The sequence below is a fragment of the Campylobacter sp. JMF_08 NE1 genome, from assembly GCF_027737875.1.
In the GTDB taxonomy this organism is placed as follows: domain Bacteria; phylum Campylobacterota; class Campylobacteria; order Campylobacterales; family Campylobacteraceae; genus Campylobacter_B.
In genome coordinates, this window is the sequence record NZ_JAOVUC010000010.1 from 25,802 (window position 1) to 52,082 (window position 26,281).

Sequence of the window (26,281 nt, forward strand, 5' to 3'; positions counted from 1 at the left end):
CCAAGTCGTCCGCCAAAAACTAATTTTTACTTCGCAAAAGTGAATAAATTTTTGATAAAATTGCTTTTGGGAGCAAACGAACGATGAATTTGACACTAGCATTTCGTGTAAATTCATAAAAATTTAAAAATCCAAGCTTATAAAATTCTCTTTGCACTTTAAATTCACTAATAGCGTATTTTAGGCCACCACGACGGCTTAGTTGCGATTTGCCTGCTCGCATTTTTACTAGCATTTCAGGGATATTGTAAAATTTCGCTCCGCTCAAAAGCATTCTAACGCATAAATTATAATCTTCTCCAAATCTTTCATCTTTATAATTTCCTGCTTTTAAAACCGTCGATTTTTTAAACATCATACTTGGATGATTTACAGGCATACGAAACTTCGCGAATTTAACAATCTCGTCATGATTTTGCGGGACTTCTCTGTAAGCATAAATTTTATTCTCGTCATTTTCAAATTCGCCTATATGCGAGCCACAGGCATCTAAATTTGGGTTATTTTCAAAAATTTCGAGCTGTTTTTTAAAGCGCGTTTGGAGCGAAATATCGTCGCTATCCATAATCGCAATTAATCCAAATTTACATTTTTCAATACCTTTTGCTCTGGCAATACCAGGACCGCTATTTTTTTCGAGCTTTACTACTTCTAAAATTTCACCAAGCTTGTTTTTCCAAATTTCAATCATCTCGTAAAGCTCATCTGTAAGCTCACCATCTTCGACTAAAACTATCTGGTTGGGTCTCTTTTCTTGCTCATCATAAATGCTTTTTAAAGCCCTATCTAAAAACTGGGCTTTTTCTTTGATATAAACGGACATTAGGACGGAGAAATACACAATTAAAATCCTTTTGTTTTTTTATATAATATTTTAAAGAATACAGGAATAAAATCCATTTTAAAGAAAGCAGTTGAGAGAATTATTTTTGTTTCAAAAGATAATGAATCGTTTTTGAATATGTATTTTATATGATTTGCTTCCGGGCATATAAAATTTACCTTTTTATTTAAATTTCCCTTGATTGCTAAAATTATTGGAACTAATATTCGTTCGTAAAAATATTCTTTGTATTCGTTATCTACATTATGATTAACAAAAAAATCATTCATAGAAATAGACAATTGTTTTAAATCATTAGATAATTTATCGGAATAATTATTAAATGTTAAAGATGAAGTATTAAATTTGCGATAGTGACACAATGGTTTATGTATAAATGATATTTTTTTGGCAAAATAAAACAATTGTGTTGAAATAAAACAATCTTCTAGATATGAAAATTTTGGAAATGTAGTATTTTGATATAATGAACGCCTACACATTTTATTCCATACATAAGAGTGAATAATATCGATTAAAACCGCTTTTAGCCAATTTATTTGCGCTTTTTCATAATTTTCTTTATGATGAATTTCTTTATTTTCATAATTTATAAAATAATCACAACATACAATATCCGCATCATCTTCTTTCACTTTTTTATATAAAGAGCTTACCATATCAAGTTCAACCCAGTCATCGCTATCGATATGCAAAATATATTCGCCAGTCGCACTTTCAAAGCCTGTTTTCCTAGCCTGCCCCAAACCTTCATTTTGTGGTTTGTTTATGATTTTTATATCATCTTTTCTATTTGGATATTTTTCTATAACGCTTTGCAAAATTTGCATACTATTATCAGGCGTACAGTCATTTACAAAAATATACTCAATACTATCGAAATTTTGTTCAAATAGTGTTGTAGCACATTTAGCAATATATTTTTCGACATTATAAATTGGAACTATTATACTAACTGCGTAATTTTTCATAAAAACTCCTATGTTTTTGAGCTAATATTTCACAAGTAATTAAATTAGAAAATATAAACAAAGAAACAGAATATGCGCTGAATAATGAAAAGCCTATGATAATGGTTGGAGTCAGTATATATACTACATATCCATCGCTTTTTTTGTATAAAATAAAAAAATATATTATTAGTAACACGGAATTTACAATCCCAAATTCTAGCAAGAAAGTAACAAAAATATTATGAGCAAATATATCTGCATAAAATTCAAAATTTCCTAAACCAATACCAAAAACTTTTTTATAAATAGGCATATTTGCATAAATATCTAATGCGTTATTTATTATTATAAATTTAGAATTTAAACTTCCGTCAAAATCTACAAAAGAATATCCATTTTGAAATATAATAATAAAAAATGATATAGCAAATATAAATATTGAAATGCATATAAAAAAATTTATTTTGAAAAACTTTTTATTTAAAATAAATAAAGAAAGAAAATATCCAAGTATTGCAGCACGAGAAAAAGTTAAAATGAGTAGAATTAAAAAAGATAATTTTTTAATTCTACTCATTTTATATATGTTTTTATGTTCTAAAAATTTATAATAAAATAAAAAAGAAGTTAAAGATATAGCTGTGAAATTGGAATCAAAGAAAAATATACTCGTTTCTTTTAAGGAGTAAAAATCTACATAGCTTGGCGATGTTAAAAACCTAATAATAAATTCAATAATAAAAAAATATAACGCAATATCTTTAATTATCGCATATATTTTAACTTTATCGTTTTTTTGAAAATAATTAATAAAACATGATGATACTACGCCTAAAAAGATACATAGTATAAATAATAAAGGTGATAAAATATTTATTCCTAAAACATCTTTTATTAAAGTGTCTCTAAATAGATAATACCAAATCAAAAACAAAATAAGCATTGTATTTGCAAATAAAAAATTAAATAATGTAAAGGAATTTATATAATTATTTTTTATAATAAAAATAAACGAGATAAAAAACAAAAATAATGCCAAAATGTAGGCTGGATTAATCGGCAAAGCATTTATGCTAAAAAATGTAATAAACAGTGTCAAAAAAAGCAATGTTGAATAGTTAATTTTTATTTGTTGTTTCATGCTTTTTTATCCCCGACGACATAATGATAAAAAATCCTAAAAAACATCTTTGCAACCATCATTTTATTAGTGGATAGAATTTATATCATATCCCAAGTTAAAATAGTATCTTCTTCGAGATCTTTTAATACTTTTCTTCCAATAACAATTTCTGTAAATTTTGGAGAAATACCGGTGCCTGGTCTTTTTGGCATTAAATCCGTAGCCTTTAAAATTTCACCTTTATTTACATTTCTAGTAAGTACAAGAGATCTTCTGGCTTCTCTTCTAGGGATTATTTCACATTCTAATACAGTTTTATCGGAATTTCCTAAAATAGAATTTATCCATTTGAAATTCGATATAGCTTTTTTGAAATCACTTGGATCGCCGGCATGATAATGATCATTTCCGGGTAAAGTTTTATCTAATGTAAAATGTTTTTCTATTATCTTGGCGCCAAGCATATATGCACATGCCAATGTCATCATTGTATCATCTGGTGCCACATGATCGCTAAAACCTATTTTAACATTTGGAAAAACTTTTTTCAAAGTTTCTATGATTTTTAAATTAGCATTATTTGGTTTTGTAGGATACGATAAAACACAATGTAATATAGTAATATCATTATTGCCGGTGTTTTGTATGGCTCTAATAGCTTCATCTACTTCTGATAAATACGCAGCACCAACAGATACCACCATTGGTTTGCCTTTTTTTGCGATATATTCTATAAAAGGCAAATTTGATAAATCCGACGATGAAATTTTGTAAAAATCAACTAAATCATATAAGTAATCCGCCGAAGCATAATCAAATGGAGTAGAAGTAAAATCCATACCTTTCATATGAGTATAATTGCATAATTCAATGTATTCTGCTTCGCCAAAACTATCGAATTTTTTAAACAATTCATGCTGTGTTTTAGTACTTTCTTTGCTTGTATCCCAATATGCTGGAGAATTTTTAGATACAATGGTATCGGCTTTATATGATTGGAATTTTGCACAATCTATTCCAACTTCTGCCGCCTTATCAATATATAATTTTGCTGCTTCAAGCGGGGTAATATTTAATACTTTTGCCGTATCGTAGAAATTAACACCCATTTCTGCAATTAAATAAGGTAAATTTGTTTTCATGTTTGTCTCCTATAAATTATTTATTAAAGTCATAACTCTTTTTCTACCATTTTTTAAATCGTGTTTTAATAGTTTATCTTGCAACTCTTGTCTGCTATGTTGTGATAAATTTAAATACATATCCAACATTCCTTTTATAATTTCATCGCTAGGATTAAGACCTATATACGAAAAACCGTTTTCATTGGATACAAAACCATGCTTTTCTTCTCGCTGATTTTGAGCCATTGCTATTGATGGGATTCCAAGTATAGCAAGTTCGTATCCTGTTCTACCGCGCGATGTAATAGCAATATCGTTATTGCTCATAATCTCTGGCATATTTTTTATATCATATAGAACATTAATGTTTTCAAAATCATTATATTTAATTAAAGTTTCTATGTTTTGTTTGGCTCTACCTAATACAACTGTAAAGTTATATTGTGAATAATTTGGTGTTGAAATAATACCTAATAGTCTATCGGCATAATTTTGCGGATCGGCACCACCAAAAGATATAAAAATATTTTTTACCTTTTCTTTAATTTTTATTGGTTCATAAAAAAGAAAAAGTTTTGGACAAATATAATAAATTTCCCCAGCTTTTATTTGAGACATGTCAGAATTACAATATAACGCATTAAATACCAAATCTGCCTTTATTGTCCCCTCTCCGTCATCTTCAAAATTCACTATTTTTGTATTTGGTAAAACTGATTTTAAACCTATCATATAATCTATTGATGTAGATAATATATCATTTATAAATACTGAATATTCTTGATCTTTGCATTTATCAAAGAGTTCGGCTATCCCATTTACTGGTATTAAATTATGTGTTGTGCTTCCAAATATTGTTGGATCGGTTTGATTTATATCATAGTATATATCTGGCTTACAATAAAATTCGTCAGCAATTTCAAGGGTTCTATATATATGTCCCATCCCTCTTTTATTATTACCATTAACATAAATAGCAACTTTATTTAATTTTAACGATAATTCTGCACTTTTTAAATCTGAAAAATTGTCTATATCTTGTGATTCGCTTTCTGAAATTTCATAAACATCTACATTTTTGCCTATTCGAGTATATTTTGTAACAACTGAATTTTTAGATATAACAAATGCCCCGGTTTCTAAATAGCATGGCGGAAGATTTTGTCTATTTAATCTTTGCGTATAGTTTGGAATTTTTCTACCATATTGATCCTCGCCCCAACTTAAATGAGGAGCATTTATACAAGATATTAATGTATCTAAGTTATTTTCTATCGCATATTTTATAGCACTATCCAAAGTATCTACTTTTAATGTCGGACTAGTAGGTTGCATAGTGATTATATAATCCCATTCTTGTTCCTTATCTATGGCATCGTATATAACTGAATCTAATGTAATATCGTCACCACATAGATCATTGTTTCTATTTTTTACATTAACATTCATTTGTCTAGCAAGTGTTTTTACTTCATCGGAATCTGTGCTTACTATTATATCTGTTATATATTTTGATTTTTTAGCATTATTTATTGCATAGTAAATCAAAGGATGACCACCTATAATTCTTATATTTTTATTAGGAATACCTTTTGAACCGGCTCTTGCTGGAATGACAGCCAAAATTTTCATTTTTCTTCTCCAATAGTCTGTCTTATATGTTCTTGCATAATTTTGTAATATAAATTCATGTTTTTAAAAGCAATGTCAAATTGAACATAGTTGTTTGCTTTCAACATTTTTAAATAATTGTCTATTTGCATTATGATATATTTATTTCTATGTTTAAAAATTACCCTATAAATTCCTCGTATAATTTTATTTAGTAACGAAGCGCCATAAATTCGTAGCCCATTTTCATTATTAGCTTTAATTGTTTCTAGCCCCAATGCTTCATCGACGCCAGTTCCACGACCGTCTTCTTCTATTAAAATAGAAATATTTCTATTGCTTAAATTGTATATATGGGCATGAACTCTATATCCTATATGCAAATCACAATCATCGTAAATAGAAAATTTTTCAACACTACCAGTTATATCTATAATTGAAATTTTATTTTCATTACAAAAATTGATTAAATCATCATATTTGCCATTATTTTCATTTCTATGTAAAATAAAATTTATTTGCGAATTTGGAAATTTATTTTTAATAAAATTTATAAGTTTCATACACTGTGAAAAATTAATATCATTCGCAGGATCTGAAATACATATTTTTTTAAACTCAAAATTTATATTTTCTCTTAATGTGGTTTGTTCTACTTTATCTAAATTATACCAAGCGGGACATCCTGTCATTTTGGTATTTAAAAATCCATTATTTTGTAATACTTTTACACTATACCAATCTCTACATGCTAAGTTTGTATTTAGTGAAATTTTATTTAATAATTTTTTTGATGAATCTGAAAATTCGTAGGAATAAACACATTCGTTTGTTGTATCTTTGCCATACCAACCAACACCTATTGTTAAAATTTTAGTTTTAATTTCATCTAAATTTGATACCAATTTAATTGTGGAAGGATACATATCTGTTTTGTATGCTGGTCCGCCAGCTATAATTAAAGCATCGCTTTTATTGATTTCATCTAATTTATCGTCTAAACTTATATTGCGTGGATATTCTATTAATTCGCAATTACTATAAATACTTTGCAATATCTTCTTTGTTCTATCTACTATTAAAAAATCTCCAGCATTTATATATGCACCAGATAGAATAATAAATTTCATTTATTTCCTTTCATTGTTGCAATATGTTCTAGTGTTTTATCATTTATTGCGACTTTCATAAAATTTATATTTGATTTTAATACATCATCTGAGAAATTCCACCAAGATAAATTCATTAGCTTATCTATAATATCTTTCTTAAATCTCTTTTTTATTTCTTTCGCTGGATTTCCAACAACTATACTATATGGTTCTACATTTTTTATTACTACACTTCCCGCCCTGATAACCGCACCATCACAAACAGTAATGCCAGACATTATAATTGCATTGCATCCTATCCATACATCATTTCCTATAATTACTCTTGATTTGTCAAAAGTTAAATCATTATCAGCTATGCCAAATTGCTTTCTATAAGTAAATGCATGTGTAGATAATCTATCCAATGGATGCGATATTGCTCCAATAGTAACAAACCATGATATTGAGCAATGTTTTCCTATATCAGCATTATTAATTATAGAGTATCGACCTATTGAACTCCTTAGTCCTATATTTGAGTTGCGAACGGAACAATCATGTGAAAAATGACAATATCTTTCAACATTAGTATTTACTATGTCTGTATTTTTTTGTATATTTATATGATTTTTAATACAATAAGTGCGAAATAAAATTTTATTAACCTTTTTTAAAAAAAAATTTACTATTTTCATAAATCCTTCTACCTCTTACTTACAACTAACAGTAAATTTTTAATAAATCTTTTAAAGATTTATTTTTTATAGCCATTTTGATTTCTGCTTTTTTTATATACATTAAATACAAAAACCATAACAAGATAGCAAATATAATTATATATCTAATGATATTATAATCATATAAAATTGTAATAACAATACAAAATAAAACAGCCATTACAGAACAAATCACAAAAAATCGTCCATCATACCAACTAGAACAGCCATTTTTTTTAACCACCGACCAATGTATTAAATATAAAAACATATAACTTATTAAAGTTGTATATGCGGCTGCAACATAACCATAAGTAGGGATAAATATATAATTTAAGATTACATTTAAAATAGCTGATACAACTGTTCCAAAGGCAATAAATTTTTGTTTTTTATTAAAATATTCAATATTTACATATAATGAATATATAAATTGAAAAATATAACCACACATTATCGGCGGTATAACTTTTGCAGCTATGATATATTCATGGCCACCCATAATATATAGTAATTCAGGTGCGATTAGCATAAAAATAATAGCAATTAAAAAGAAAAATATAAAATATAGTTTTGAGTAAATTCTAAGATCATTAAATTCTTTATTGTTCATTTTATCGTAAGCCCACGGCGACCAAGCTGTATTCATAGAAGCCCATAATACAGATACTATTATTGCGCACATAGAAGCTATACTATATAATCCTGCTTCGGAAGCATTTTGTAATTTTAAAATCATAATTCTATCGGATGATTGAAGTAAATTTCCGGCCAATGCATGCAAAATTAATGGGGATGAAATAATTAAACTATATTTCCAATGTTCTTTGGAAATTGTTTTTCCATTTTTAATAATATAAATATATACATACAAAGCTATGATGATTAAAGGAATGAAATATCCATACACCCTACCGTCTAATTTTTGATTACTTATTAAAGTAAAAATAAGAGAGCATAGGGTGCTTGATATTGCAACAATAAGCGAAATTATAATCGCTTCTTTATATCTATATGTTACTCTACAACTAGTCTGAAAAATTTCTATAGCTGGGTATATTAATAAGCATACAAACATTAAAATTATATAATTTTTTTGTATCGATAATATAGATGAAAAAAAATCTGTAAAAAGTAAAATTACAGTGAACCATATCGATGAAATTATGGTAGTTAAAAACAATATGGAGCATAGATAAGAGTTAAAATTATTTTGATAGTCAAATTTTGCTAATGCAATGGAAGACTGCAATTGAAAAGATGTTAAAATAAGAAAGATATAAAACCATGCGGAAATATTAGCAAATTCCCCAATCTCATCACTAGTCATAATTCTGGTAAATATGGGTATAGTAATAAATATTAATCCTTTTGTAAAAAAATTTGCTATTGTATACCAAATACCACTTTTTAAAGCTTTTAAATTATTATTGACCATTTTTATTCTTTTTATATTTATCTAACCATTCCCAACCCAATTTAATTCTTTTATTGCAATTTGTAAGTGCATTTATAGATGTGGATGAAACGGTTATGATTTTATCAAAAATCAAATTTGGTATAAAATTTAATATTTCGATTGGAAATTTATCTTTCATAACTATTATATTATTACTAAATGTAGAATAATCGACAATATTGTCTCTTGGATGCACTTTTATAATTACATTGTTTTCTTGGCAAAAATTTTTTATAATATCCTTATAAATTTGTATTTGCGATGCTTTTGTTGACACCAAACTATCCTTATACAACGGCTGCGTTATAATAAGATTATATTTTATTTCTGGATTGATTGTAAAATTAATTTTAAATATATTTAGTATTTTACTTTTTTGCTCATCATCAAGCATACTGAAAAGTTTATCTCTTGGAATTTCTATTATATTACTATGCTTTAAAAAAACTTCATTTTTATCATTTACTTCGATTGATTTAATTAATGGCGACTCACCATGATTATAAATTTTAAATATATTTCTCTTAATAAATCTTTTATAGTCTTTTTTATGTATTATGGTTTTATTATTTTTAAAACAGTCCAAACCATCTTCTATAAGATTATATGGTATTTTTTTTATATTCAATACATTGCCTATTGTAGCATTATCGTTAAATATAAAAATATTTTTATAATTATCCAAAAAATTGAGCTTATTAATACTTCTACATATAATTTTAATTTTTTTTATATATGAATTTTTATTTATATTGTTGCCTTCTAATAAATCAAATAAATACATATGTTTAAAAATTTGACTATTTTTTAAATTTTCTTGCAAGATATTATCATCAATAAGCGAAGAATCGCCCCAATTTGAAGCCAAAACAATATCGCTATTCTCATCCTTATTTAGCAATACTTTGATTGTAGCGATTAAAATATGATAATGAGTATAGCACACATATAGCGTTAAATTGTTTTTCATCATTTATTTTTTTTCTTTATATCTTTAATTAGAACATAAAAAATTCCCAATATGCCACCTAAAAATGTCGCAATCGCTACGATTAAAAGCTTTTTAGGTTTCGCAGGGCTTCCGCTAGTTACAATAATGTCATCTTTGATAACGACATTACTCAAATTTTGTTTTTCTAAACTCGCCTTTAAAATCTCTTTTTGATTTTCTAGTTTTGTTATTTCATCTTTTTTCTCATCTATGGAATTTTGAATTTTAACTATATCGTCGTTTTTTTCGCCGATTCTAACTTGCAGTTTAAAAATATCATCTTGTTTTTCGCCGATTGTAGTTTCTATTTTTAAAATATCATCGTTTTTAAGCTCGATTTGATTTTGTAAATCATTTTGCGACATAATCAAGCTCTCTTTATCCTTTAACAAAGCTGGAATTTTTACAAATTCGCTATCGTGCAGATCATGCTCGAATTTTTGTTTTGTCGTCGTGGTCGCACTCATATAGCGATTTCGCAAATCATTTAGTCGCTCTTTTAGAACTATTGCGTTATTTTGATTTAAATTTGGATTTTTTAACTCTTTTTCTAGACTTTTCATTTCGCTTTCTAAATTCGGAATTATTTTATTTATAAGCTCATCATAAGCCTTTTTGTCATTTGGCAAGACTATATTTTGCAAATTTGCAATCTCTTTATCTTTATTTGGCATAAAAACATTGTTGATTTGCGTAATTCTATCTTCAAGTCTTTTTATTTGTATATTTTTGATTTGATTTATTTTAAGATTTAAATTTGCTATATCATTTTCCACGCGTTTGATTTGAATAGCTGTATTATTTATATCATTTTCTACGCGTTTGATTTGAATATTATTGTTTTCGATATTATTTTTCAAAATTTTAACTTTTACATCTGCGTTATAAAGAGCGTTTTTAATGCGACTTTCTTGTAAAGATATATTTGATTTATAAATTTCTTGCTCTTCTTTAACAATTTGATTTATCAAAGCGACGGCTTCATCATTGCTTTTGCCCATTACTTCTATGTCGAAAAAGTCGTTTAGGTTGTTTTTAGTTCCCGTTACTTTCGCAGGAGCGATTTTTTTAACCACTGCACTTTGCGGTTCACTTGATTTTGTGTCGATATATTTACTTTGGATTTTATTTATTATCATATCCGCATTAGCAAAAAGTTCTTTTTTGTTTTCGCTTATATTTTTGTAGTAAGGCACCGAAATCCTAGCATTTGCCTGATACCACGGCGTGGCGATTATGGTGTATAAAACGCCCAAAGCGAAAAACGCCAGTGTAATCATAGCAATACTAAATTTGCCTTTCCAAATTTTGCCTAGTAACTCGAAAATATCGATTTCATCGTTTTGCGAATTGGCTGAATTCATTAAATTTTCGCTCATTTGTTTTCCTTATAAAATTAACAATTTCAATTATTTTGAAATCTTAAAAAATCCTGATTTTATCAAAATTAAACTGAATTTTGAATAATTTCACAAAATTTAGCTTTTACGAAAGCTTATGAGAGTATTCCTGCGCTGCGGATTTAGAAAGTTTTAATCCGCGTTGATTTTTATCTCACCATACGAAATCTCGGTAAAAATTCGTGAGGTTTTTTTGTAAATTTCATCGTCATCTTCGAAAGGCAAACTATCCGCCATTAGTAAATTTCTCCCCAAATTCATCTCGTCTAGTATCCCCATATACCCAAGCACGGTGGTAAAAGTATCAAACGAAGTGCCTTTTTTGTCTATCGTTATGGTGCCGTTTATGTCATCATCTAAAATCACAAAAAGGTTTTTTGAATTCTGCAATTTTTCGCCGTGTTTATCGCGAGAATAAAAAAGCGGGTGATCGTTTTGCAAAACTATAATAGTGTCTTTGCTAAATTCCGAAGCGCGAATTTTATCTATAAATTTGCCGACTAAAAAATCGGTGCAATGCGCTGCTTTTTGCATTTGGCTATCGCTGGCAAAGGACAAATTTTCGCAACTTTTGGATAAAAATCCATTTGGCGCGTGAGTTCCTATCGTCAAAAGCGTTTGCAAGAAATTCTTTTTTTCTTTCGAAAGGCGCGCGAAGTCCTCCCATGCGATTTCTAGCATATCATCATCATTTACGCCCCACTCGTTTAGGCTTTTTTCGCCAGATTTTAAAATTTCGCTTTTGCCTTTCATTTCGTCATAATTTCGCTGTTTTAAAAAAATTCTTGTATCTTGATAGTCAAGCTCCGCGCCTTTCATAAAATACAGATAATATCCTTGTTCTTTTAAAATCTCACTAGCACATTTAATATTTTTTGAAAAATTTTTATCTTTGTCTTTTCCAAATACAAACATATAATTTAGCGCGCAATGCGAACCAAAAAGCCCTTTTAGCGTGAATTCAGTATCGACAACCTGCGTGGTGTTTGTAAAATCTATTTTGTTAGTTAGGGCGGATAAATTCGGCGTCAAATTTGGATAAATTTTAGAATTTAAATAATCCCTATCAAAACTCTCCAAATAAATATAGACTATATTTTTATTTTTGGCAGATTGTTTGGGCTTAGGAACAGCGACAAAAGGATAAACTGCTTTTTTAAATTTAGCCACAGGGGGATTGTAAATCTCATAAAGCTCTTTTGCGTTTATATAAAGCGGATTTGTCAAAAAAGCTGTTATGAAAAATATCGCAAAAATCGGTATAAATTTGATATTTTTGCTAAGTTTTGGCGAAATTTTTTGGTAAAAAATCACGCAAAAAAGCAAAATCGCCAAAACCACGCAACCAAGAAGCGCGAGCTCTTTTGCAAAGGTCGAAAACGGCGCGCCTTGCAAAGATGTTTTTATAAATGTAACGACATAAAATCCAAAATGTTTGCCAAGATAAATCAGCAAAATCGTATCAAAAACAAAGGCTAAAATATACACAAAAGCTCCTACGCAAGCAATGCTCAAAAGCCATTTTTTGTGTAAAAATTTAGCCAAAAAAAGCGAAACGATAAAGCAAAGCAGTGAAATATATGTCATTTTAACCTTTTTATGCAAATTCGCGCAAAATATTTAAAACACTGAATTTTAGCAAATCCTTGTTTAAAATTCTCAAAATTTTATCTTTTTGCGCTACAATCTAAATTTTACAAAATTTCAAAAGGATACAATCATGATCAAGACTTGCTTATTTCCTGCTGCGGGGTATGGCACGCGCTTTTTGCCAGCCACAAAATCGCTACCTAAGGAAATGCTCCCAATCCTTACAAAACCGCTAATTCACTATGGTGTAGATGAGGCATTGGAAGCTGGTATGAATAATATGGCATTTGTCACAGGGCGTGGAAAGCGCGCTTTGGAGGATTATTTCGATAGAAGCTACGAGCTAGAAGACCAAATCAAGGGCACTAGCAAAGAGTATTTGCTAGATGATATTAGAAATTTAATGTCATCTTGTCAGTTTTCATTTACCCGCCAAGAGGATATGAGAGGGCTAGGACACGCGATTTTTACAGGCAAAACTCTCGTTAGAGATGAGCCATTTGGCGTAGTTTTGGCTGATGATTTGTGTATAAATACAGGTGGCGAAGGCGTGCTAGCACAAATGGTTAAAATTTACGAAAAATATCGTTGCTCAATCGTAGCCGTAATGGAAGTAGAAAAAGAAGATGTCAGCAAATACGGCGTAATCGCAGGCAAAAGCATCAGCGATGATTTGATTATGGTTAGCGATATGGTCGAAAAACCAGCCCCAAAAGACGCCCCATCAAACCTAGCGATTATTGGCAGATACATACTCACGCCTGATATTTTCGATATCATCGAGCGCACGCCAGCTGGCAAAAACGGCGAAATCCAAATCACCGACGCGCTCTTAGAGCAGGCCAAAAACGGCGTTGTGATGGCATATAAATTCAAGGGCAAACGCTTTGATTGCGGCTCTGTGGAGGGATATGTCGAGGCGACGAAGTATTTTTATGAAAAAGAATTTGCAAAGAAAAAAAATGATAAAAAATAAACTTTTTTTTACCAAAGCCAAAAACGACGAGCTAAAAAATGTCGCTTTGGCGCTAAAAGATGAATTTGAAGGTGGCGAGATCGGGTATTATCACCTACCAGATAGCGGCGAGAGCGCAATCGCGCAGGCTAGCGAATTTTTAGCTGGCAAAAATTTTAGCGCTGTCGTAGTCGTGGGAATCGGCGGTTCGAGCGTGGGTGTAAGGGCGTTTTACGAAATGCTACGCGAAAAAATAGAGCCAAATTTGCGATTTGAAATTTTGGATAATCTAGATGATTTTAGCGTCAAAAATGCCTTAAATGGGCTCAAATTTAACGATACGCTCTTTATCATCTCGTCCAAATCCGGCACCACAATCGAAACCATTTCGCTATTTAAGGTCATTTTAGATGAGTTTGGCGCACAGGATTTGAGCCGTAATTTCATCTTTATCACAGATCCAAATTCAGCGTTAGAAACCTACGCAAAAGCTCAAAACGCCACCGTGATAAATATGCCAGCCAATGTGGGCGGGCGATTTAGCGTGCTTAGCGCAGTCGGCCTCGTGCCAGCTCTCGCTCTTGGGCTTGATGCGCGCGCCTTGCTAGCTGGCGCAAAAATGGCGCAAGAAAGGTTCTTAGGCGAAATCCTAAACGGAAATTTCGAAAATTTAGAAAATAACGAAGTCGTGCAAAAAGCCCGCCACTACGCCACTCACAAAAATGCCACAATCAATGTGATTTTCAGCTATTGCGACAGGCTCAAAGCCTTCAACGACTGGTATGTCCAGCTCTGGGCGGAGAGTATCGGCAAAAAAATCGGCTACACTCGCTACGGGCTTACCCCAGTAGGGCTCGTGGGCTCGCGCGATCAGCACAGCTTCTTGCAGCTTATCATGGACGGCGTGAAGGATAAGACAGTAACATTTATGAAGCTAAAAAACTCTGGCGCATCGCGAAAAATCCCAAATTTGAGCTTGGGAAATTTGGCTAGTTGCGACTTTGTAAATGATCTAAGCTTGGAGAGTGTGCTAAATTTCCAGTGCGACGCGACCGCGCAAGCTGTGATAAATGAGGGCGTGAGCGTCGATGTCATCGAAGTGGGCGCGCTAGATGAAGCAAACGCTGGATTTTTGTTTTATTATTTTGAGCTACTAACTAGCGGGGTTGGGGCGATTTTGGGCGTGAATACCTACGACCAGCCGGGCGTTGAGGCAGGCAAACGCATACTAAAATCAATGATTTTAAATAGATAATTTTGTGAAATTTAGCGCTTAAACAGCTCCTTTCAATGACGATAATCTATCATTGCGCTTCGCAAGCCTGGGATACTGCCTCGATACGCGAACTATTGTCATTGCGAGAATTTTTGAAGCGTTCGCTATTGTCATTGCGAGGAGCGTTAGCGACAAAGCAATCTATGACTTTAAAATTCCTTGCGCTAAATTTGCTGTCATTGCGAGCGAGAGTAGCGAGCGAAGCAATCCAGGGAAATTTCCTTGCCTTTCATTTGTCATTGCGAGAAACGGCGCAAGCCGTTTCGTGGCAATCTACGAGTTTAAAAATTTCGGCGCAGTATTTTTGCAGAATTTCAAAAATTTAAGTGGAATTTTGCTTTAAATTTTACTGGATTGCTTCGCTGCGCTCGCAATAACACAAAATTCTCATTTTGGTGATTGTTGCTCGTAGATTGCTTCGCTTTGAGCGAAAGCTCGCAATGACAATCAAGCGGCGCGCAGTCGCTATCGTGGCGAAATTTTGCCCTATCCAAACCCCATATTTCAGCGAAATTTTCGAAATTTATGAGTAAAATTTAGCCCAAATTTGGCAAGGAAAATTTATGAGAAATCCATTTCACTCCCTCAAATACCGCAATTTCAGGCTTTATTGGATTGGCATGAATCTCTCATTAATCGGCTCGTGGATGCAAACAATCGCGCTTCCCTGGATTGCGCTCACGCTCACGCACGACCCCTTTAAGGTCGGCCTTGTTAGCCTCGCGCAGTTTTTGCCATCGCTAATATTCACGCTATTCTCGGGCGTTTTGCTCGATCGCTTTGACAAGCTTCGCATACTTTTGTGCGCGCAAATCGGCATGATGATCATAGCGTGCATTTTCGCCTTTTTGGCGTGGTTTGAGGCGTTTAGCTTCGCAAATATTTTCACGCTATGCCTCATAAACGGCGTATTTACGGCGTTTGACTCGCCCTCGCGCCAAGCCCTCGTGCGCTCGCTCATCGCTTCTAGCTCTGAGCTTCCAAACGCAGTCGCGCTAAATTCGATCTCTTTCAACCTAGCCCGTATCACAGGACCTGCGCTTGCCGGGCTGATAATGGCGAACTTTGGCGCGAAATGGTGCTTTGTGATAAATGCTATTAGCTTTTTAGCCGTCATTATCTCGCTATTTTTTGTCAAAATTTCCGAGCCCGCAAGCAAAGTGTCGCGCTCAAATTTAAGCCCCCTAGCACTCATTAAACAGGGCTTTTCGTATATGCTTTCTAAAAAAATTTTAAGCGAAATTCTGTTTATTGTGCTGATTTTATCGACCTTCATACCTAATTACAATATCACAATTTCAGCCTTTGTGAAATTCGATCTGGCTCAGGGCGAGCGGTATTTTGGGTATTCGATGTCAATTTTGGGGCTTGGGGCGCTGTGTGGGGCGCTGTGCGTGGCGAGCTTTGGGAATTTGTCGCTGAAATCTATCCGCATTTGCGCCGTGCTTGTGTGCGTAATCTGCGCGCTGGCTGGGGCTGTGGCGAGCTTTGCTTACAATGCCACGCTAATCGCGCTGCTTGGATTTTTTTTCGTTTTGACAAACTCGTCGATGAACTCGACCGTGCAAATGCACACCAGCAACGAATTTCGCGGCAGGATAATGAGTATCTACACTCTATTTTTCTTAGGAAGCACGCCATTTGGCGCGCTTTTTGCAGGGTTTTTCACAGATAAATTTGGCGCGAAATTCGGCTTTTTTATCAGCGGATTTTGCGCGCTAATTTTGCTTTTGGCTCTATTTTATCTGCGTAGAAATAAATTAAAACCTACTTAAACGCTATCTTTAAATTTGCGCTTAAAATTTGGGCAAATTCGTCGAAATTTGGCAGGTCGAGCTTGGCTTTTCGCATTTTTTTACCCCACATACTCTCAGGGAAAAAGCTGTCGTTTTTAAACCTAGCTTGCAGGTGGATATGGACCTTGGGCACATAGTTTGCGAAGCTTGCGATATTGATTTTATCGGGGTTGTAGAAGTCTCGCATGCTCCTTTCGCACTCCAAAACAGCCGCCCAAAGGTGCGCGATTTGCTCGCTTGGCAAATCCGTAATCTCCTTTGCCTTAGTTTTGGCGAAAATTTTAATCCACGGGATTTCGCTCTCTTCGCGCTCGATAAAAATTATATCATCTTCGTATATCATATTTTCTCCTTATAAAAATATGGAATTTTAAACAAAATTTAATTAAAATCGCGTAAAAATTTAAAGGAAATCCGTGAAAATCGCCGTTGTAATCTATGATAATTTCTCACTTTTAAACCTAGCCCAAATTTTAAATGCCCTGAGTGCTTGCCAGCACAAAGTGCGAATCTATGCGCTCAAAGAAGCCGTGCAAAGCGCGCAAAAAGCCTGCGTGAGGGCCGATGTCAGCGACGATAGCCTCTATGGAAACGACGCTGTAATCATCTGCGACGGAGAGTGCGAGGATTTGGTGTATAACTCAATCTTTACCGCGTGGCTTCGCTCCGGCGCAATGGCGAAAAAACTCGCATTTTTTGGGAGTGCGCACTCACTGGCCAAGATAGCAAAATTTGAAAATTTCAGCCATTTTGAAAGCTTCGATGAGGCAAAATTTCTCGAATTTTTAGCGGATTAATTTTTCTTTTTTATCCCCACGATACGCGGGCGAATTACAATTTCGCTCAAATTTGACTTGGTTTTATACGCCTCATAGACGAAATTCGCAATCTCATCTGGGTCGATATAGGCGCGCTCATCACTGCTCGGCTCAAAGCGCAAATCCGCAAAAAAGGGCGTTTGCGTCATATCTGGGCTTATGCAGGTTACGCGCAAATCCTTGCGATACTCTTCAAACAAACATAGCAAAAACGCTCGCAGTCCCGCCTTGGACGCCGAATACAGCGCGCTAAATCGCGAGTGTCTGTGCGCCTCAATCGAAGCAATGCCGATAATATGGGCGTGCGAGCGTTTAAGCGAATTGATTAGCGCATTTAGGATTATCAAATTTGCGCTTAAATTCACGCTTATCACGCGCGAAATCTCGTCCCCACTCACCGCCTCGAAAGGGTCGAAATTCCCCACGCCAGCGCATAAAATCACAGCGTCAAAGCTCTCTTTACTCAAATTTGCTAGCTCTTTTTTAAGCGAGGCAGTATCCTCAAATCTCGAATTCAAGGTTAAAATTTCAAAGCCGTTTCGACTAAATTTCCGCGCTATCGCACTGCCGATCCCGCCACCTGCGCCCGTAATCAACGCTTTTTTCATCTATTTTCCTTTATTTTGCGCATATACGCCTCTTTCATCGCGCGCTCGAATTCGTCGTTGCTGGCAAACTCGCGCCCAAAAACCTCGCCCCAAAGCGTCTCGTCCTCCATACAAAGATAAAAAAATACTTCTTCATGCCACGCGCGCAAGCTAGAATAGGCGAATTTAAACATTTCGAGTTTGATATTTTTGGGGTATGAAATTTTGCCGTTTGCCTGCGAAAATGGCATTTGCAAAATTTTACTCTCTAAGCCTCTGGCGCGCAGTTTTTTGATAACTGGTTTTATAAATGTCAGCGTGCCAAAAGATACAAGTGCTACGCTACTAGGGTCAAATTCGCGCACCAATCGCGCAAAAATCGCGCCGTATTTATCACGCCAACCTTGAAAATAAATCATCGGGTGAAAGTGAAATCCCACCAAAATGCCCTTTTGCGCCAGTTTTTTGGCAGCATTTAAGCGCTCGTCTAGGCTAGCGCTGAGATGTTCTTCGTTTTCGATAATGATTTGCGGATTTAGCGAAAATGTCACGATGATGTTGCGCGAAATGTCGTTTTGCAAAAAAAAGGAAATATTATTTGACTTGCTTTTAAGCTCCAAAATCACATTTTCATGCGCTCTGGCGAAGGAATTTAGCGCGCTTAAAATACCGAAATTATCGCCCCACATGAGCGAATCCGAGCTCTGACCTGTGCCGATATGATAAATTTTATCACTATCAAGGTGCAGTTTCGCTAGATTTGCGCCGAAATTTTCGTCAAATCCCACGACGCCATTTTTGTAAAACGAGCCAATCGCGCAATACGAGCAGTCAAACCCACACGAATTGACCGCATCGAGCGTGAGTAGATTGCAACAGCGCGTCCCCTCGCTAGCGACAGGACAGCGACCAAGAGCTAGCTTTTCGCCCGCAAAACGCGATATTTCGTAGCGTTTGGGCGTGTAGTGCGGAGTGAAATTTTCATACGCAGGCGGGCGCGATTTGATTAGCTCATATGCGGATTTTATGCGCGCGAAAACCTGCTTGCAAGCGTGGTTTGAGGCGGGTTTGGATTGTAAATTTGGCTCTGAATTTACGCTGGGATTTTCGGCTAAATTTGCGCTAGAATTTCCGCCAAAATTTGCGCTAGAATTTCCACTGAAATTCGAAGCAAAATTTACGCCACGATTTTCGCCAAATTTCGCTATTTTTAAAATTTCCCCCATATTTTCGCCCCAAGCCTGCAAATCAGCGCAAATTTCAGCGATTTGCTTGCGCTCTTGGAAGCTAAAATGCCCTGATAGAAAAAATTCGCGCAAAAGCTCGCTATTTTCGGCGTTTAGTGCGAGTTTGAACTCGCCATTTATTTCACTCATAACTCTCCTATTTTTTCCGCATGCACCCTAAGTAGCGCACAAGTGTTAGCTTTGTCGATTTTAGCGTCGATTAAATGGTCGCTTACGACCTTGTAGATTTTAAATTTCACGCCAAATTTAGCGCAAATTTCTTTGAATTTCGCGCTTTCCATATCGTATAAACTTATCGTGGGCGCCGAAATTTCCGTAGTTTGCGGGGTGCTAACGCAGATTAGGCTCGCCCCTTTTGGTGCAGTATTTTCGTCCCACAAAAAGCCCTCGCCGACACCGATTTCATCGCTATTACAGCCACAAATTCCAAAATTTATGGCTGTTTTGGGGCTAAATTTCGCCAAAATTTCGCCAAAAATTTGCGCGTTTTCGCCGTTTTTGCCAAAGCCCACACCGCAGACGAAAAGCAAAATTCCCTCGCCTAGCCACACATTGACACTTTTTTCGCCAAAACTTGCACCACTCTCGCCGAATTTAACCCCTTTTTCGCCAAATTTAACGCTACTTTTTTTTAGTCTAAATTTCTCCACTAGACCCTGCGCCTCGGACTTTGTGGCGCACACGAATACTCTCATAAACCCTCCTAAATCTCGCATTTTAGCAAGCCAAGGCTAGAAAAAAGCTAAATTTGATGAAATTTTGCGTGCATTTTGTTTATTAAAACTACATAAATTTTAGCTATAATCCACGGATTAGATTTTTTAAAAGGGGCGATGATGAGCGAAACTCAATTTTCCAACTCCGTTACCTTGCGCGACAACCGCAATGGCGCGACATACGACTTCCCAATCCTTGATGGCACAATGGGTCCTAGCGTAATTGACATTTCGAATTTTTACAAAGATACTGGAATGTTTACCCTAGATAGGGGATATACCTCCACAGCCATGTGCAAAAGCTCGATTACATATATCGATGGCGAAAAGGGCGAGCTCATGCACCGTGGATACGATATCGCGTGGCTAGCCAAAAACAAACGCTATCTTGATGTCGTGTATCTACTGCTAAATAAAAAACTGCCTAGCAAGGAGGAATACAACGCATTTTTATACGAGCTAAAAACCAGATCTTTTATCAACGAAAAAATCCTAAAACTTTTCGACGCATTTCCAGATCGCGCCCACCCTATGGCGGTTTTGCAGGCATGTATCGCTACGCTTAGCGCGTATTACTCTAAGGATATGAGCTTTGACGATCCTGGCGAATACATGGAAATGGCAAAACGATTAGTAGCCAAAATGCCTACCCTTGCGGCGTTTTATTATCGCCACTCCAAGGGCTATCCTATCATTTACCCTGATTTGGCGCGCGGATTTACGGAAAATTTCTTGTATATGATGCGAAGCTTCCCACACTCGCATGTCGATCTCAAACCAATCGAGGTCAAAGCCCTAGATAGCGTGCTTATGCTCCATGCTGACCACGAGCAAAACGCCTCAACGACGACGGTGCGCACGGTAGGTTCTACTCACGCTCACCCTTATGCGTGCATAAGCGCAGGTATCGGCGCGCTGTGGGGACATGCACACGGTGGAGCGAACGAAAGCGTAATTCGCCAGCTAGAAATGATAGGCACACCAGAAAATGTCGATAAATACATCGCCAAAGCCAAGGACAAATCCGATCCGTTCCGCCTAATGGGCTTTGGACACCGCGTCTATAAAAATTACGATCCGCGCGCCAAGGTGCTAAAAGGTCTGCGAAATCAGCTAATCGAAGAGATCGGAATCGATACGAATTTAATCCGTGTGGCAAATAGATTAGAAGAAATCGTGCTAAATGACGAATATTTCGTATCTCGCAACCTCTATCCAAATGTCGATTTCAACTCAGGTCTAATTCTAAAAGCGCTCGGAATCCCGACAGAAATGTTTGCCGTAATCTTCGTAATGGGACGAAGTCCTGGCTGGATGGCGCAATGGATAGAGCTCAAAGAGCAAGAGAGTATCAAAATCGTCCGCCCTCGCCAACTCTACATTGGCCCAGAGCGCATAAACGAATAATGCCCTATTTAGGGCAAAATTTGGGTTAAATTTAAATGCAAAATTTAACCCAAAATTTTTGAAATAATTTAAAATTTATTAAAATTTTACGCTATAATCCTATGTTTTTATGAAAGGGGTAAAAATGAAAAGAAAATTGTTTTTAATATCTTGCGCGGTATTTTGTTTGGGCTCTTTGTCTTACGGGGCACCAGAGCTCACGGTAGAAACCATGCCAGACGCAGCGAATTTGGATTTAGGCGCATATATGACTCCTGCTAATGCAAGCGAAACAAACGCTAATAGCGAGGTTGCGGCCGAGGCAAACGCGACTGCTGCCCAGCCAAGTGCCGAGGCAAATGCTACCGATGCGGCTGAAACCGCAGCTGATACGAACGCAACCGCAGCCGCTCCTGCACCTAGCATAAGCCCAGAAGTGGCAGAACAAGGCGCATTGCTGTATAAAACCTGCGTAGCTTGCCACGGCGCAAAAGGCGAAAAAACCTACACAAAAGTCCCACCTATCGTAAATTTATCTAGCGAAGAGAGATTAGAGAAGCTCCACGCCCTAAAAGACGGCACTGCAAACGACGGCAAGGGATACTATGGTATGGGCGCAGTGATGAGAGGCCAACTTCGCATAAGCGACGATCAAATCGGCGTTTTAAACGCGTATATCGAATCGTTTAAAAACTAATTTAACTCAAAAATTTTGCTAAATTTGGCCTTTGGCTAAATTTAGCAATCCTAAATTCCTTCAAATTTTAAAATTCGGAGTATTTATGCAAATACGAAACGCGAAAACCGCAGATTTGGACGCTATCAAAGCCATAGAGGACATTTCATTTCCGCCAAATCAAAGGGTCAGCAAAGAGGCTTTTGGCGAGTTTTTGGCGAAATTCGCTGATGATATTTTCGTAGCCTGCGAAAATAATCAAATCATAGGCGAGATTGTGTCGCTATGCACAAACGAGCGAAATTTCGATGACGATATGTTTTTTGGCACTAAATTTCACGACAAAGACGGCGCATGGCTAATGGGGTTAAGCCTTGGCGTAATGCCAGAATTTAGGGGTCGTGAGATCGGCTCTGCGCTGATAGGCACCTTGCAAACACACGCCATAGCGCGCGCAAAAAGCGGAATCGTGCTAACCTGCGAAGAGCGTTTGGTGAAATTTTACGAAAAATTTGGCTTTGTAAATGAGGGGATTTGCAAATCAAAATTCGGCGATAAAAGCTGGTATCAAATGCGCTGGGAAATTTGAAAGGGCTAAATTTAAGTGCAAATTTGAAAGAGAACATAAAATTTATCTAAATTTAACCCTGAATTCGCGCTAAATCGCGCGTTTTTTGCTTTTTACTAACGCTATAATGCCAAAAAGTCCAAAAATAATGCCAATCACGCTAAGCAAGCCTTGGTATTTCGCAAAGGCTAGCTCATCGTATTTGCTAACGCCGAAATTCTCATCAATATCCACGCTAAATTCGCTTCTGTGCTCGCCGTGATCGCTCTGCGCGTTTATTTCGACGCGGTATTTCCCGGGCGCAGGTGGCAAAAAGGCTAATTTGCCGTTTTCGTCCGTCTGCGCGATTTGCATAGCGAGCGCACTATCTCCTTGATAAATGCGCACTTTGGCGTGTTTGGCTGGGATAGAAGTGGCAAAATTCGCATTGATTATCACGGCTTTATCATGCGTGATATTGTAGCTAATCCCATGCGCAAACGCCAAAATAGCGCAAAACAAAACGCTAATTAAAACTCTCATTTAAGCTCAAATGTGATTGAAGTTTGGATCAAGAGTTTGTTGGCATTTGGGTCTGAATATTCGCTTCTAGCGCTCTTGGCAGCGATTACATTTAGCCCTTTTTCAACTGGGATTAGCGCGATACCAAACTCGTTTGTGCTAAATTCCCAGTCCTCATGCACGCCGACTTCAAATTTGGTTTTTGGCGATGGTTTGCCGTTTTTGAGCACCAAAACAGGGAGTTTGTCGCCATCTTTTAGCGAAAATGGATTTGCAAGGGCGATGATTTCGAAATCAAGGCCTATCGGGCTTAACATTGCTTCGTTCCACGAAAAATAAGTTTTGCCGATTTTTAGGCTTCTTGAATTTGCAAAAACTGCGCCTTTAACACTCTTCAATCCGCCTTTGACGAAGCTTCCGCCCTCATCTGTTTCTATCCAATACCCAGCGTCGTAAATTCCGCTCATTACAGCTGGTTTGCTTGCTGTTAGCACGACAGGTGCGGCGTTTGTATCGTCAAATTTATAATCAATTCCTGTTTTGATAGGTTTTAGATTTTCATCGTAGCCGTTAGCTGCGATCAACTGCTCACTGGCGTATTTTTCAAACTCGCCATGAGCCCAAAATTTGACTTCATATTTGTTCGTGTCGATGTTTTGGATCACGATTTGGTGGGCATTTGCGCACATACAAAATGCAACGAAAAGAAGTGCTTTTTTAAACATAAAATTCTCCTTGAATATTATTAAAAATAGATTAGTATTATAGCGACTAAATTTTAATATTAATTGAATTTTGGTGTTACGAATATAAATTTTTTCTTTTATTGTAATATATACGAATTTTAAGCCCCTTTGTGCTAAACTAATAGGCTATTTCACACAAAAGGATATATTATGTTTCACGAATACAGAGATTTAATCACTGAACTTAAAGGCAAAAATGCACGCTTTGATGCGTTGTTTGAAAAACACGATGAACTAGATCATCAAATCGCAGCCGCAGTCGAGGGCAGAGTGCATATGAGCGATTTAGAAGTGGATTCTCTAAAAAGAGAGAAACTTCGTGTAAAAGATGAAATCGGTATGTTTTTGGCTAAGATTAAAGCTGAAAAAGAGGGCAAATAAAAAAAGGTTGCGCATTCCGCGCAACCATAAATTTAATATCAAATTTATAAAATTACAAAAATAATTTATCTTCCAGACTGTGCAAGCGTTGTAATCCGATATCGATGTATTCCATTAATTTTTCGTTGTTTTTGACCAAATCGTCGTAGTAAGCTTTGGCTTTTTCCTTCGCTACGAAGTCAGGTTCGACATATTTTATGCCTGATTTAAACAAACCCTTTGTCTCGACAAAATATGTGCCCCAAATCTTATCACAATGCTCAATGCTAGATTCTGTAAAGCTCACGATCGAATCATACGCGACATTTCCAAGTAACTCTTGCAATTTATTAGCAGGATTTTTCAAAAACGAGTAAAAATCCTTAAACGGAGCAAATACCTGCTCTAAATTTTGCGCTGAGTCCTGATAAATCCCCTTTTTGACGCGAAACATCATCATTTCTTGCGAATTTACAAATCTCTCAACGGCTTTTATAGTATCCGCTTTATTCACTGGAAATTTCCTTTGGTTGAATTAATATAAATCGCTATTATAACACAAATTTATAAAATTTATGTTAAAATACCAGAACAAAAAGGAAAATATATACAAAAATAGGAGGTAAGTATGGAAAGACCTGTTCCCATAGATGAACAAATCGAGCTGGATTTCAGCAAAATCATCATCTCAAAGACGGATCCTCGCGGTATCATTACCTATGTCAATGATTATTTTTTGGAGGTTAGCGGATATAGCGAGGGCGAACTCATCGGCAAACCACACTCTATCGTCAGACACCCAGATATGCCAAAAATCGCATTTAAGCTAATGTGGGATAGCATTTCTAAGGGCAGACCATTTACGGCTGCGGTGAAAAATCTAGCCAAAGACGGCAGGTATTACTGGGTCATCGCCAAGCTCGATCAAGTCATCGACCCGCATACCAAAAAGGTCGTCGGACATACGGCCATATCGGAGCATACGGCATTTCGCACGCCAGCACCAGCCGAGATAATCCAGCAAATCGAGCCGATTTACAAAAAACTAGTCGAGATCGAAAATAGCTCCGGCATAAAGGCTAGCTATGAGTATTTGGAGGGGTTTTTGCACGCCAACAATACGACTTATGACGAATTTATCGACGGAATCGTCACCAAAAAAGGATTTTTAAACAAACTTCAAGCCAAATTTGGCAAAATTTTTGGAAGATAAATTTGGGTAGAATTTAGCGTTTGGCGAAATTTTGTAAATTTAAATTGCCAAATGCTAAATTTGTAAAATTCGACTTGTAGCTCAAATTTTAACTTCAAAAGTGCCACAATGCCTCTTATGTCTATGTTTCTAAAATTTGTAAAATTTTTTCAAAACGCCGACTTTTGAATTTTTGCCATTACACCACTGATTTTCATTTTTTATCCTTTATAATCAATTTTTTGTTTTTCTCGCAAAAGCGCAGGTATCGCGCCGTCTCGCCCTATGCCTAAAATTCTGCTTCTTAGCAAATTTATCTCACGCAGGCTCGCCTTTTTTTCATGCACACTTACATTTCGCACGCTTTGGAGGGCAGTTATCTCGCCAAGCAAGGTATAAAGTAGAAAATTTTCTAAATTTCTATCGCCCAGCCTCTGAATTGCTTTTTTAATTTTAATTTGATTAAATAAAAATTTGTAAGTGCCTAAATTTGGGCGAGTATCAAAGATATCTCGCACGGTGTAGTCCTTGCCCTGCACCGAATAAGGCACG

General features: G+C 35.5%; 27 protein-coding genes and 2 pseudogenes. 10 read left to right on the forward strand and 19 right to left on the reverse strand.

Annotated features, from left to right (window positions below):
• Nucleotides 1-19: 19 nt before the first annotated feature.
• The 11 genes and pseudogenes from OFN91_RS07735 to OFN91_RS07785 form a co-directional block, all read right to left on the reverse strand.
• Nucleotides 20-841 carry a glycosyltransferase gene (locus tag OFN91_RS07735; protein ID WP_270873837.1) on the reverse strand — a complete coding sequence of 274 codons (822 nt, stop codon included), beginning with the start codon at nt 839-841 and terminating at the stop codon, nt 20-22.
• A 2-nt stretch (nt 842-843) separates the two neighbouring features.
• Nucleotides 844-1,815: a glycosyltransferase family 2 protein gene (locus OFN91_RS07740; RefSeq protein ID WP_270873838.1), complete on the reverse strand. Its 972-nt coding sequence runs from the start codon at nt 1,813-1,815 to the stop codon at nt 844-846.
• Nucleotides 1,796-2,938: a hypothetical protein gene (locus OFN91_RS07745; protein ID WP_270873839.1), complete on the reverse strand. Its 1,143-nt coding sequence runs from the start codon at nt 2,936-2,938 to the stop codon at nt 1,796-1,798. The genes OFN91_RS07740 and OFN91_RS07745 overlap by 20 nt, the downstream gene beginning before the upstream one ends.
• 80 nt (nt 2,939-3,018) lie before the next feature.
• Nucleotides 3,019-4,062: an N-acetylneuraminate synthase family protein gene (locus tag OFN91_RS07750; RefSeq protein ID WP_270873840.1), complete on the reverse strand. Its 1,044-nt coding sequence runs from the start codon at nt 4,060-4,062 to the stop codon at nt 3,019-3,021.
• Nucleotides 4,063-4,071: 9 nt separating this feature from the next.
• Nucleotides 4,072-5,676, reverse strand: coding sequence for a cytidylyltransferase domain-containing protein (locus OFN91_RS07755; protein ID WP_270873841.1), 1,605 nt, complete (start codon nt 5,674-5,676; stop codon nt 4,072-4,074).
• Complete coding sequence (locus OFN91_RS07760; RefSeq protein WP_270873842.1) at nt 5,673-6,785, reverse strand: polysaccharide pyruvyl transferase family protein; 1,113 nt, start codon at nt 6,783-6,785, stop codon at nt 5,673-5,675. The genes OFN91_RS07755 and OFN91_RS07760 overlap by 4 nt, the downstream gene beginning before the upstream one ends.
• Before the next feature lie 130 nt (nt 6,786-6,915).
• Nucleotides 6,916-7,087 (reverse strand): annotated as a pseudogene (locus OFN91_RS08315) (DapH/DapD/GlmU-related protein); the annotation flags it as partial.
• A 382-nt stretch (nt 7,088-7,469) separates the two neighbouring features.
• Nucleotides 7,470-8,903, reverse strand: coding sequence for a lipopolysaccharide biosynthesis protein (locus tag OFN91_RS07770; protein ID WP_270873844.1), 1,434 nt, complete (start codon nt 8,901-8,903; stop codon nt 7,470-7,472).
• A complete protein-coding gene (locus OFN91_RS07775; protein ID WP_270873845.1) occupies nt 8,893-9,897 on the reverse strand; it encodes a glycosyltransferase family 52 in 1,005 nt (334 codons plus the stop codon). The genes OFN91_RS07770 and OFN91_RS07775 overlap by 11 nt, the downstream gene beginning before the upstream one ends.
• On the reverse strand, nt 9,894-11,294 hold the full coding sequence (locus tag OFN91_RS07780; protein ID WP_270873846.1) for a Wzz/FepE/Etk N-terminal domain-containing protein: 1,401 nt from the start codon (nt 11,292-11,294) through the stop codon (nt 9,894-9,896). The genes OFN91_RS07775 and OFN91_RS07780 overlap by 4 nt, the downstream gene beginning before the upstream one ends.
• Nucleotides 11,295-11,447: 153 nt before the next feature.
• The gene (locus OFN91_RS07785) at nt 11,448-12,902 is read right to left on the reverse strand and encodes a sulfatase-like hydrolase/transferase (RefSeq protein WP_270873847.1); all 1,455 of its coding nucleotides are present in this window, start codon (nt 12,900-12,902) and stop codon (nt 11,448-11,450) included.
• A 133-nt stretch (nt 12,903-13,035) separates the two neighbouring features.
• Between OFN91_RS07785 and galU the strand changes: the two genes are divergently transcribed.
• From galU to OFN91_RS07805, 4 genes are all read left to right on the forward strand, one after another.
• On the forward strand, nt 13,036-13,881 hold the full coding sequence (gene galU / locus OFN91_RS07790; protein WP_270873848.1) for a UTP--glucose-1-phosphate uridylyltransferase GalU: 846 nt from the start codon (nt 13,036-13,038) through the stop codon (nt 13,879-13,881).
• Nucleotides 13,868-15,115 carry a glucose-6-phosphate isomerase gene (locus tag OFN91_RS07795; RefSeq protein WP_270873849.1) on the forward strand — a complete coding sequence of 416 codons (1,248 nt, stop codon included), beginning with the start codon at nt 13,868-13,870 and terminating at the stop codon, nt 15,113-15,115. The genes galU and OFN91_RS07795 overlap by 14 nt, the downstream gene beginning before the upstream one ends.
• A gap of 52 nt (nt 15,116-15,167) precedes the next feature.
• The gene (locus OFN91_RS07800; RefSeq protein WP_270873850.1) at nt 15,168-15,479 is read left to right on the forward strand and encodes a hypothetical protein; all 312 of its coding nucleotides are present in this window, start codon (nt 15,168-15,170) and stop codon (nt 15,477-15,479) included.
• A 220-nt stretch (nt 15,480-15,699) separates the two neighbouring features.
• Nucleotides 15,700-16,911 carry an MFS transporter gene (locus OFN91_RS07805; protein ID WP_270873851.1) on the forward strand — a complete coding sequence of 404 codons (1,212 nt, stop codon included), beginning with the start codon at nt 15,700-15,702 and terminating at the stop codon, nt 16,909-16,911.
• Here OFN91_RS07805 and OFN91_RS07810 read toward each other — a convergent pair.
• Entirely contained in the window at nt 16,904-17,275 is a 372-nt protein-coding gene (locus OFN91_RS07810; protein ID WP_270868965.1) for an HIT family protein, read from the reverse strand. The genes OFN91_RS07805 and OFN91_RS07810 overlap by 8 nt on opposite strands.
• Nucleotides 17,276-17,348: 73 nt before the next feature.
• On the opposite strand from OFN91_RS07810, the gene OFN91_RS07815 reads away from it, so the two are divergent.
• Entirely contained in the window at nt 17,349-17,729 is a 381-nt protein-coding gene (locus tag OFN91_RS07815) for a hypothetical protein (protein ID WP_270862985.1), read from the forward strand.
• Here OFN91_RS07815 and OFN91_RS07820 read toward each other — a convergent pair.
• The 3 genes from OFN91_RS07820 to OFN91_RS07830 are packed head-to-tail and all read right to left on the reverse strand — an operon-like array spanning nt 17,726 to nt 20,279.
• Nucleotides 17,726-18,358 (reverse strand): SDR family NAD(P)-dependent oxidoreductase, encoded by a 633-nt coding sequence (locus OFN91_RS07820; RefSeq protein ID WP_270873852.1) that lies wholly within the window; start codon nt 18,356-18,358, stop codon nt 17,726-17,728. The genes OFN91_RS07815 and OFN91_RS07820 overlap by 4 nt on opposite strands.
• Entirely contained in the window at nt 18,355-19,713 is a 1,359-nt protein-coding gene (locus OFN91_RS07825) for an SPL family radical SAM protein (protein ID WP_270873853.1), read from the reverse strand. Before OFN91_RS07825 ends, OFN91_RS07820 begins: the two co-directional genes overlap by 4 nt.
• A complete protein-coding gene (locus OFN91_RS07830) occupies nt 19,710-20,279 on the reverse strand; it encodes a hypothetical protein (RefSeq protein WP_270873854.1) in 570 nt (189 codons plus the stop codon). The genes OFN91_RS07825 and OFN91_RS07830 overlap by 4 nt, the downstream gene beginning before the upstream one ends.
• A gap of 141 nt (nt 20,280-20,420) precedes the next feature.
• Between OFN91_RS07830 and OFN91_RS07835 the strand changes: the two genes are divergently transcribed.
• The 3 genes from OFN91_RS07835 (at nt 20,421) to OFN91_RS07845 (ending at nt 22,951) form a co-directional block, all read left to right on the forward strand.
• Nucleotides 20,421-21,707 (forward strand): citrate synthase, encoded by a 1,287-nt coding sequence (locus OFN91_RS07835; RefSeq protein ID WP_270873855.1) that lies wholly within the window; start codon nt 20,421-20,423, stop codon nt 21,705-21,707.
• Between the two features lie 124 nt (nt 21,708-21,831).
• Complete coding sequence (locus tag OFN91_RS07840; protein WP_270873856.1) at nt 21,832-22,383, forward strand: c-type cytochrome; 552 nt, start codon at nt 21,832-21,834, stop codon at nt 22,381-22,383.
• A gap of 85 nt (nt 22,384-22,468) precedes the next feature.
• The gene (locus OFN91_RS07845) at nt 22,469-22,951 is read left to right on the forward strand and encodes a GNAT family N-acetyltransferase (RefSeq protein WP_270873857.1); all 483 of its coding nucleotides are present in this window, start codon (nt 22,469-22,471) and stop codon (nt 22,949-22,951) included.
• A gap of 69 nt (nt 22,952-23,020) precedes the next feature.
• Here the strand turns inward: OFN91_RS07845 and OFN91_RS07850 are convergent, their stop codons facing one another.
• The gene (locus OFN91_RS07850) at nt 23,021-23,452 is read right to left on the reverse strand and encodes a hypothetical protein (protein ID WP_270873858.1); all 432 of its coding nucleotides are present in this window, start codon (nt 23,450-23,452) and stop codon (nt 23,021-23,023) included.
• Nucleotides 23,449-24,156 carry a DUF4198 domain-containing protein gene (locus OFN91_RS07855; RefSeq protein WP_270873859.1) on the reverse strand — a complete coding sequence of 236 codons (708 nt, stop codon included), beginning with the start codon at nt 24,154-24,156 and terminating at the stop codon, nt 23,449-23,451. Before OFN91_RS07855 ends, OFN91_RS07850 begins: the two co-directional genes overlap by 4 nt.
• Before the next feature lie 171 nt (nt 24,157-24,327).
• On the opposite strand from OFN91_RS07855, the gene OFN91_RS07860 reads away from it, so the two are divergent.
• Nucleotides 24,328-24,558 carry a YdcH family protein gene (locus OFN91_RS07860; RefSeq protein ID WP_270870925.1) on the forward strand — a complete coding sequence of 77 codons (231 nt, stop codon included), beginning with the start codon at nt 24,328-24,330 and terminating at the stop codon, nt 24,556-24,558.
• A 52-nt stretch (nt 24,559-24,610) separates the two neighbouring features.
• Here OFN91_RS07860 and OFN91_RS07865 read toward each other — a convergent pair whose 3' ends face one another.
• A complete protein-coding gene (locus OFN91_RS07865) occupies nt 24,611-25,051 on the reverse strand; it encodes a hypothetical protein (RefSeq protein ID WP_270858311.1) in 441 nt (146 codons plus the stop codon).
• A gap of 114 nt (nt 25,052-25,165) precedes the next feature.
• On the opposite strand from OFN91_RS07865, the gene OFN91_RS07870 reads away from it, so the two are divergent.
• The gene (locus tag OFN91_RS07870; protein ID WP_270873860.1) at nt 25,166-25,750 is read left to right on the forward strand and encodes a PAS domain-containing protein; all 585 of its coding nucleotides are present in this window, start codon (nt 25,166-25,168) and stop codon (nt 25,748-25,750) included.
• Nucleotides 25,751-25,950: 200 nt separating this feature from the next.
• Here OFN91_RS07870 and OFN91_RS07875 read toward each other — a convergent pair.
• Nucleotides 25,951-26,281: pseudogene (locus tag OFN91_RS07875) on the reverse strand (hypothetical protein); the annotation flags it as partial.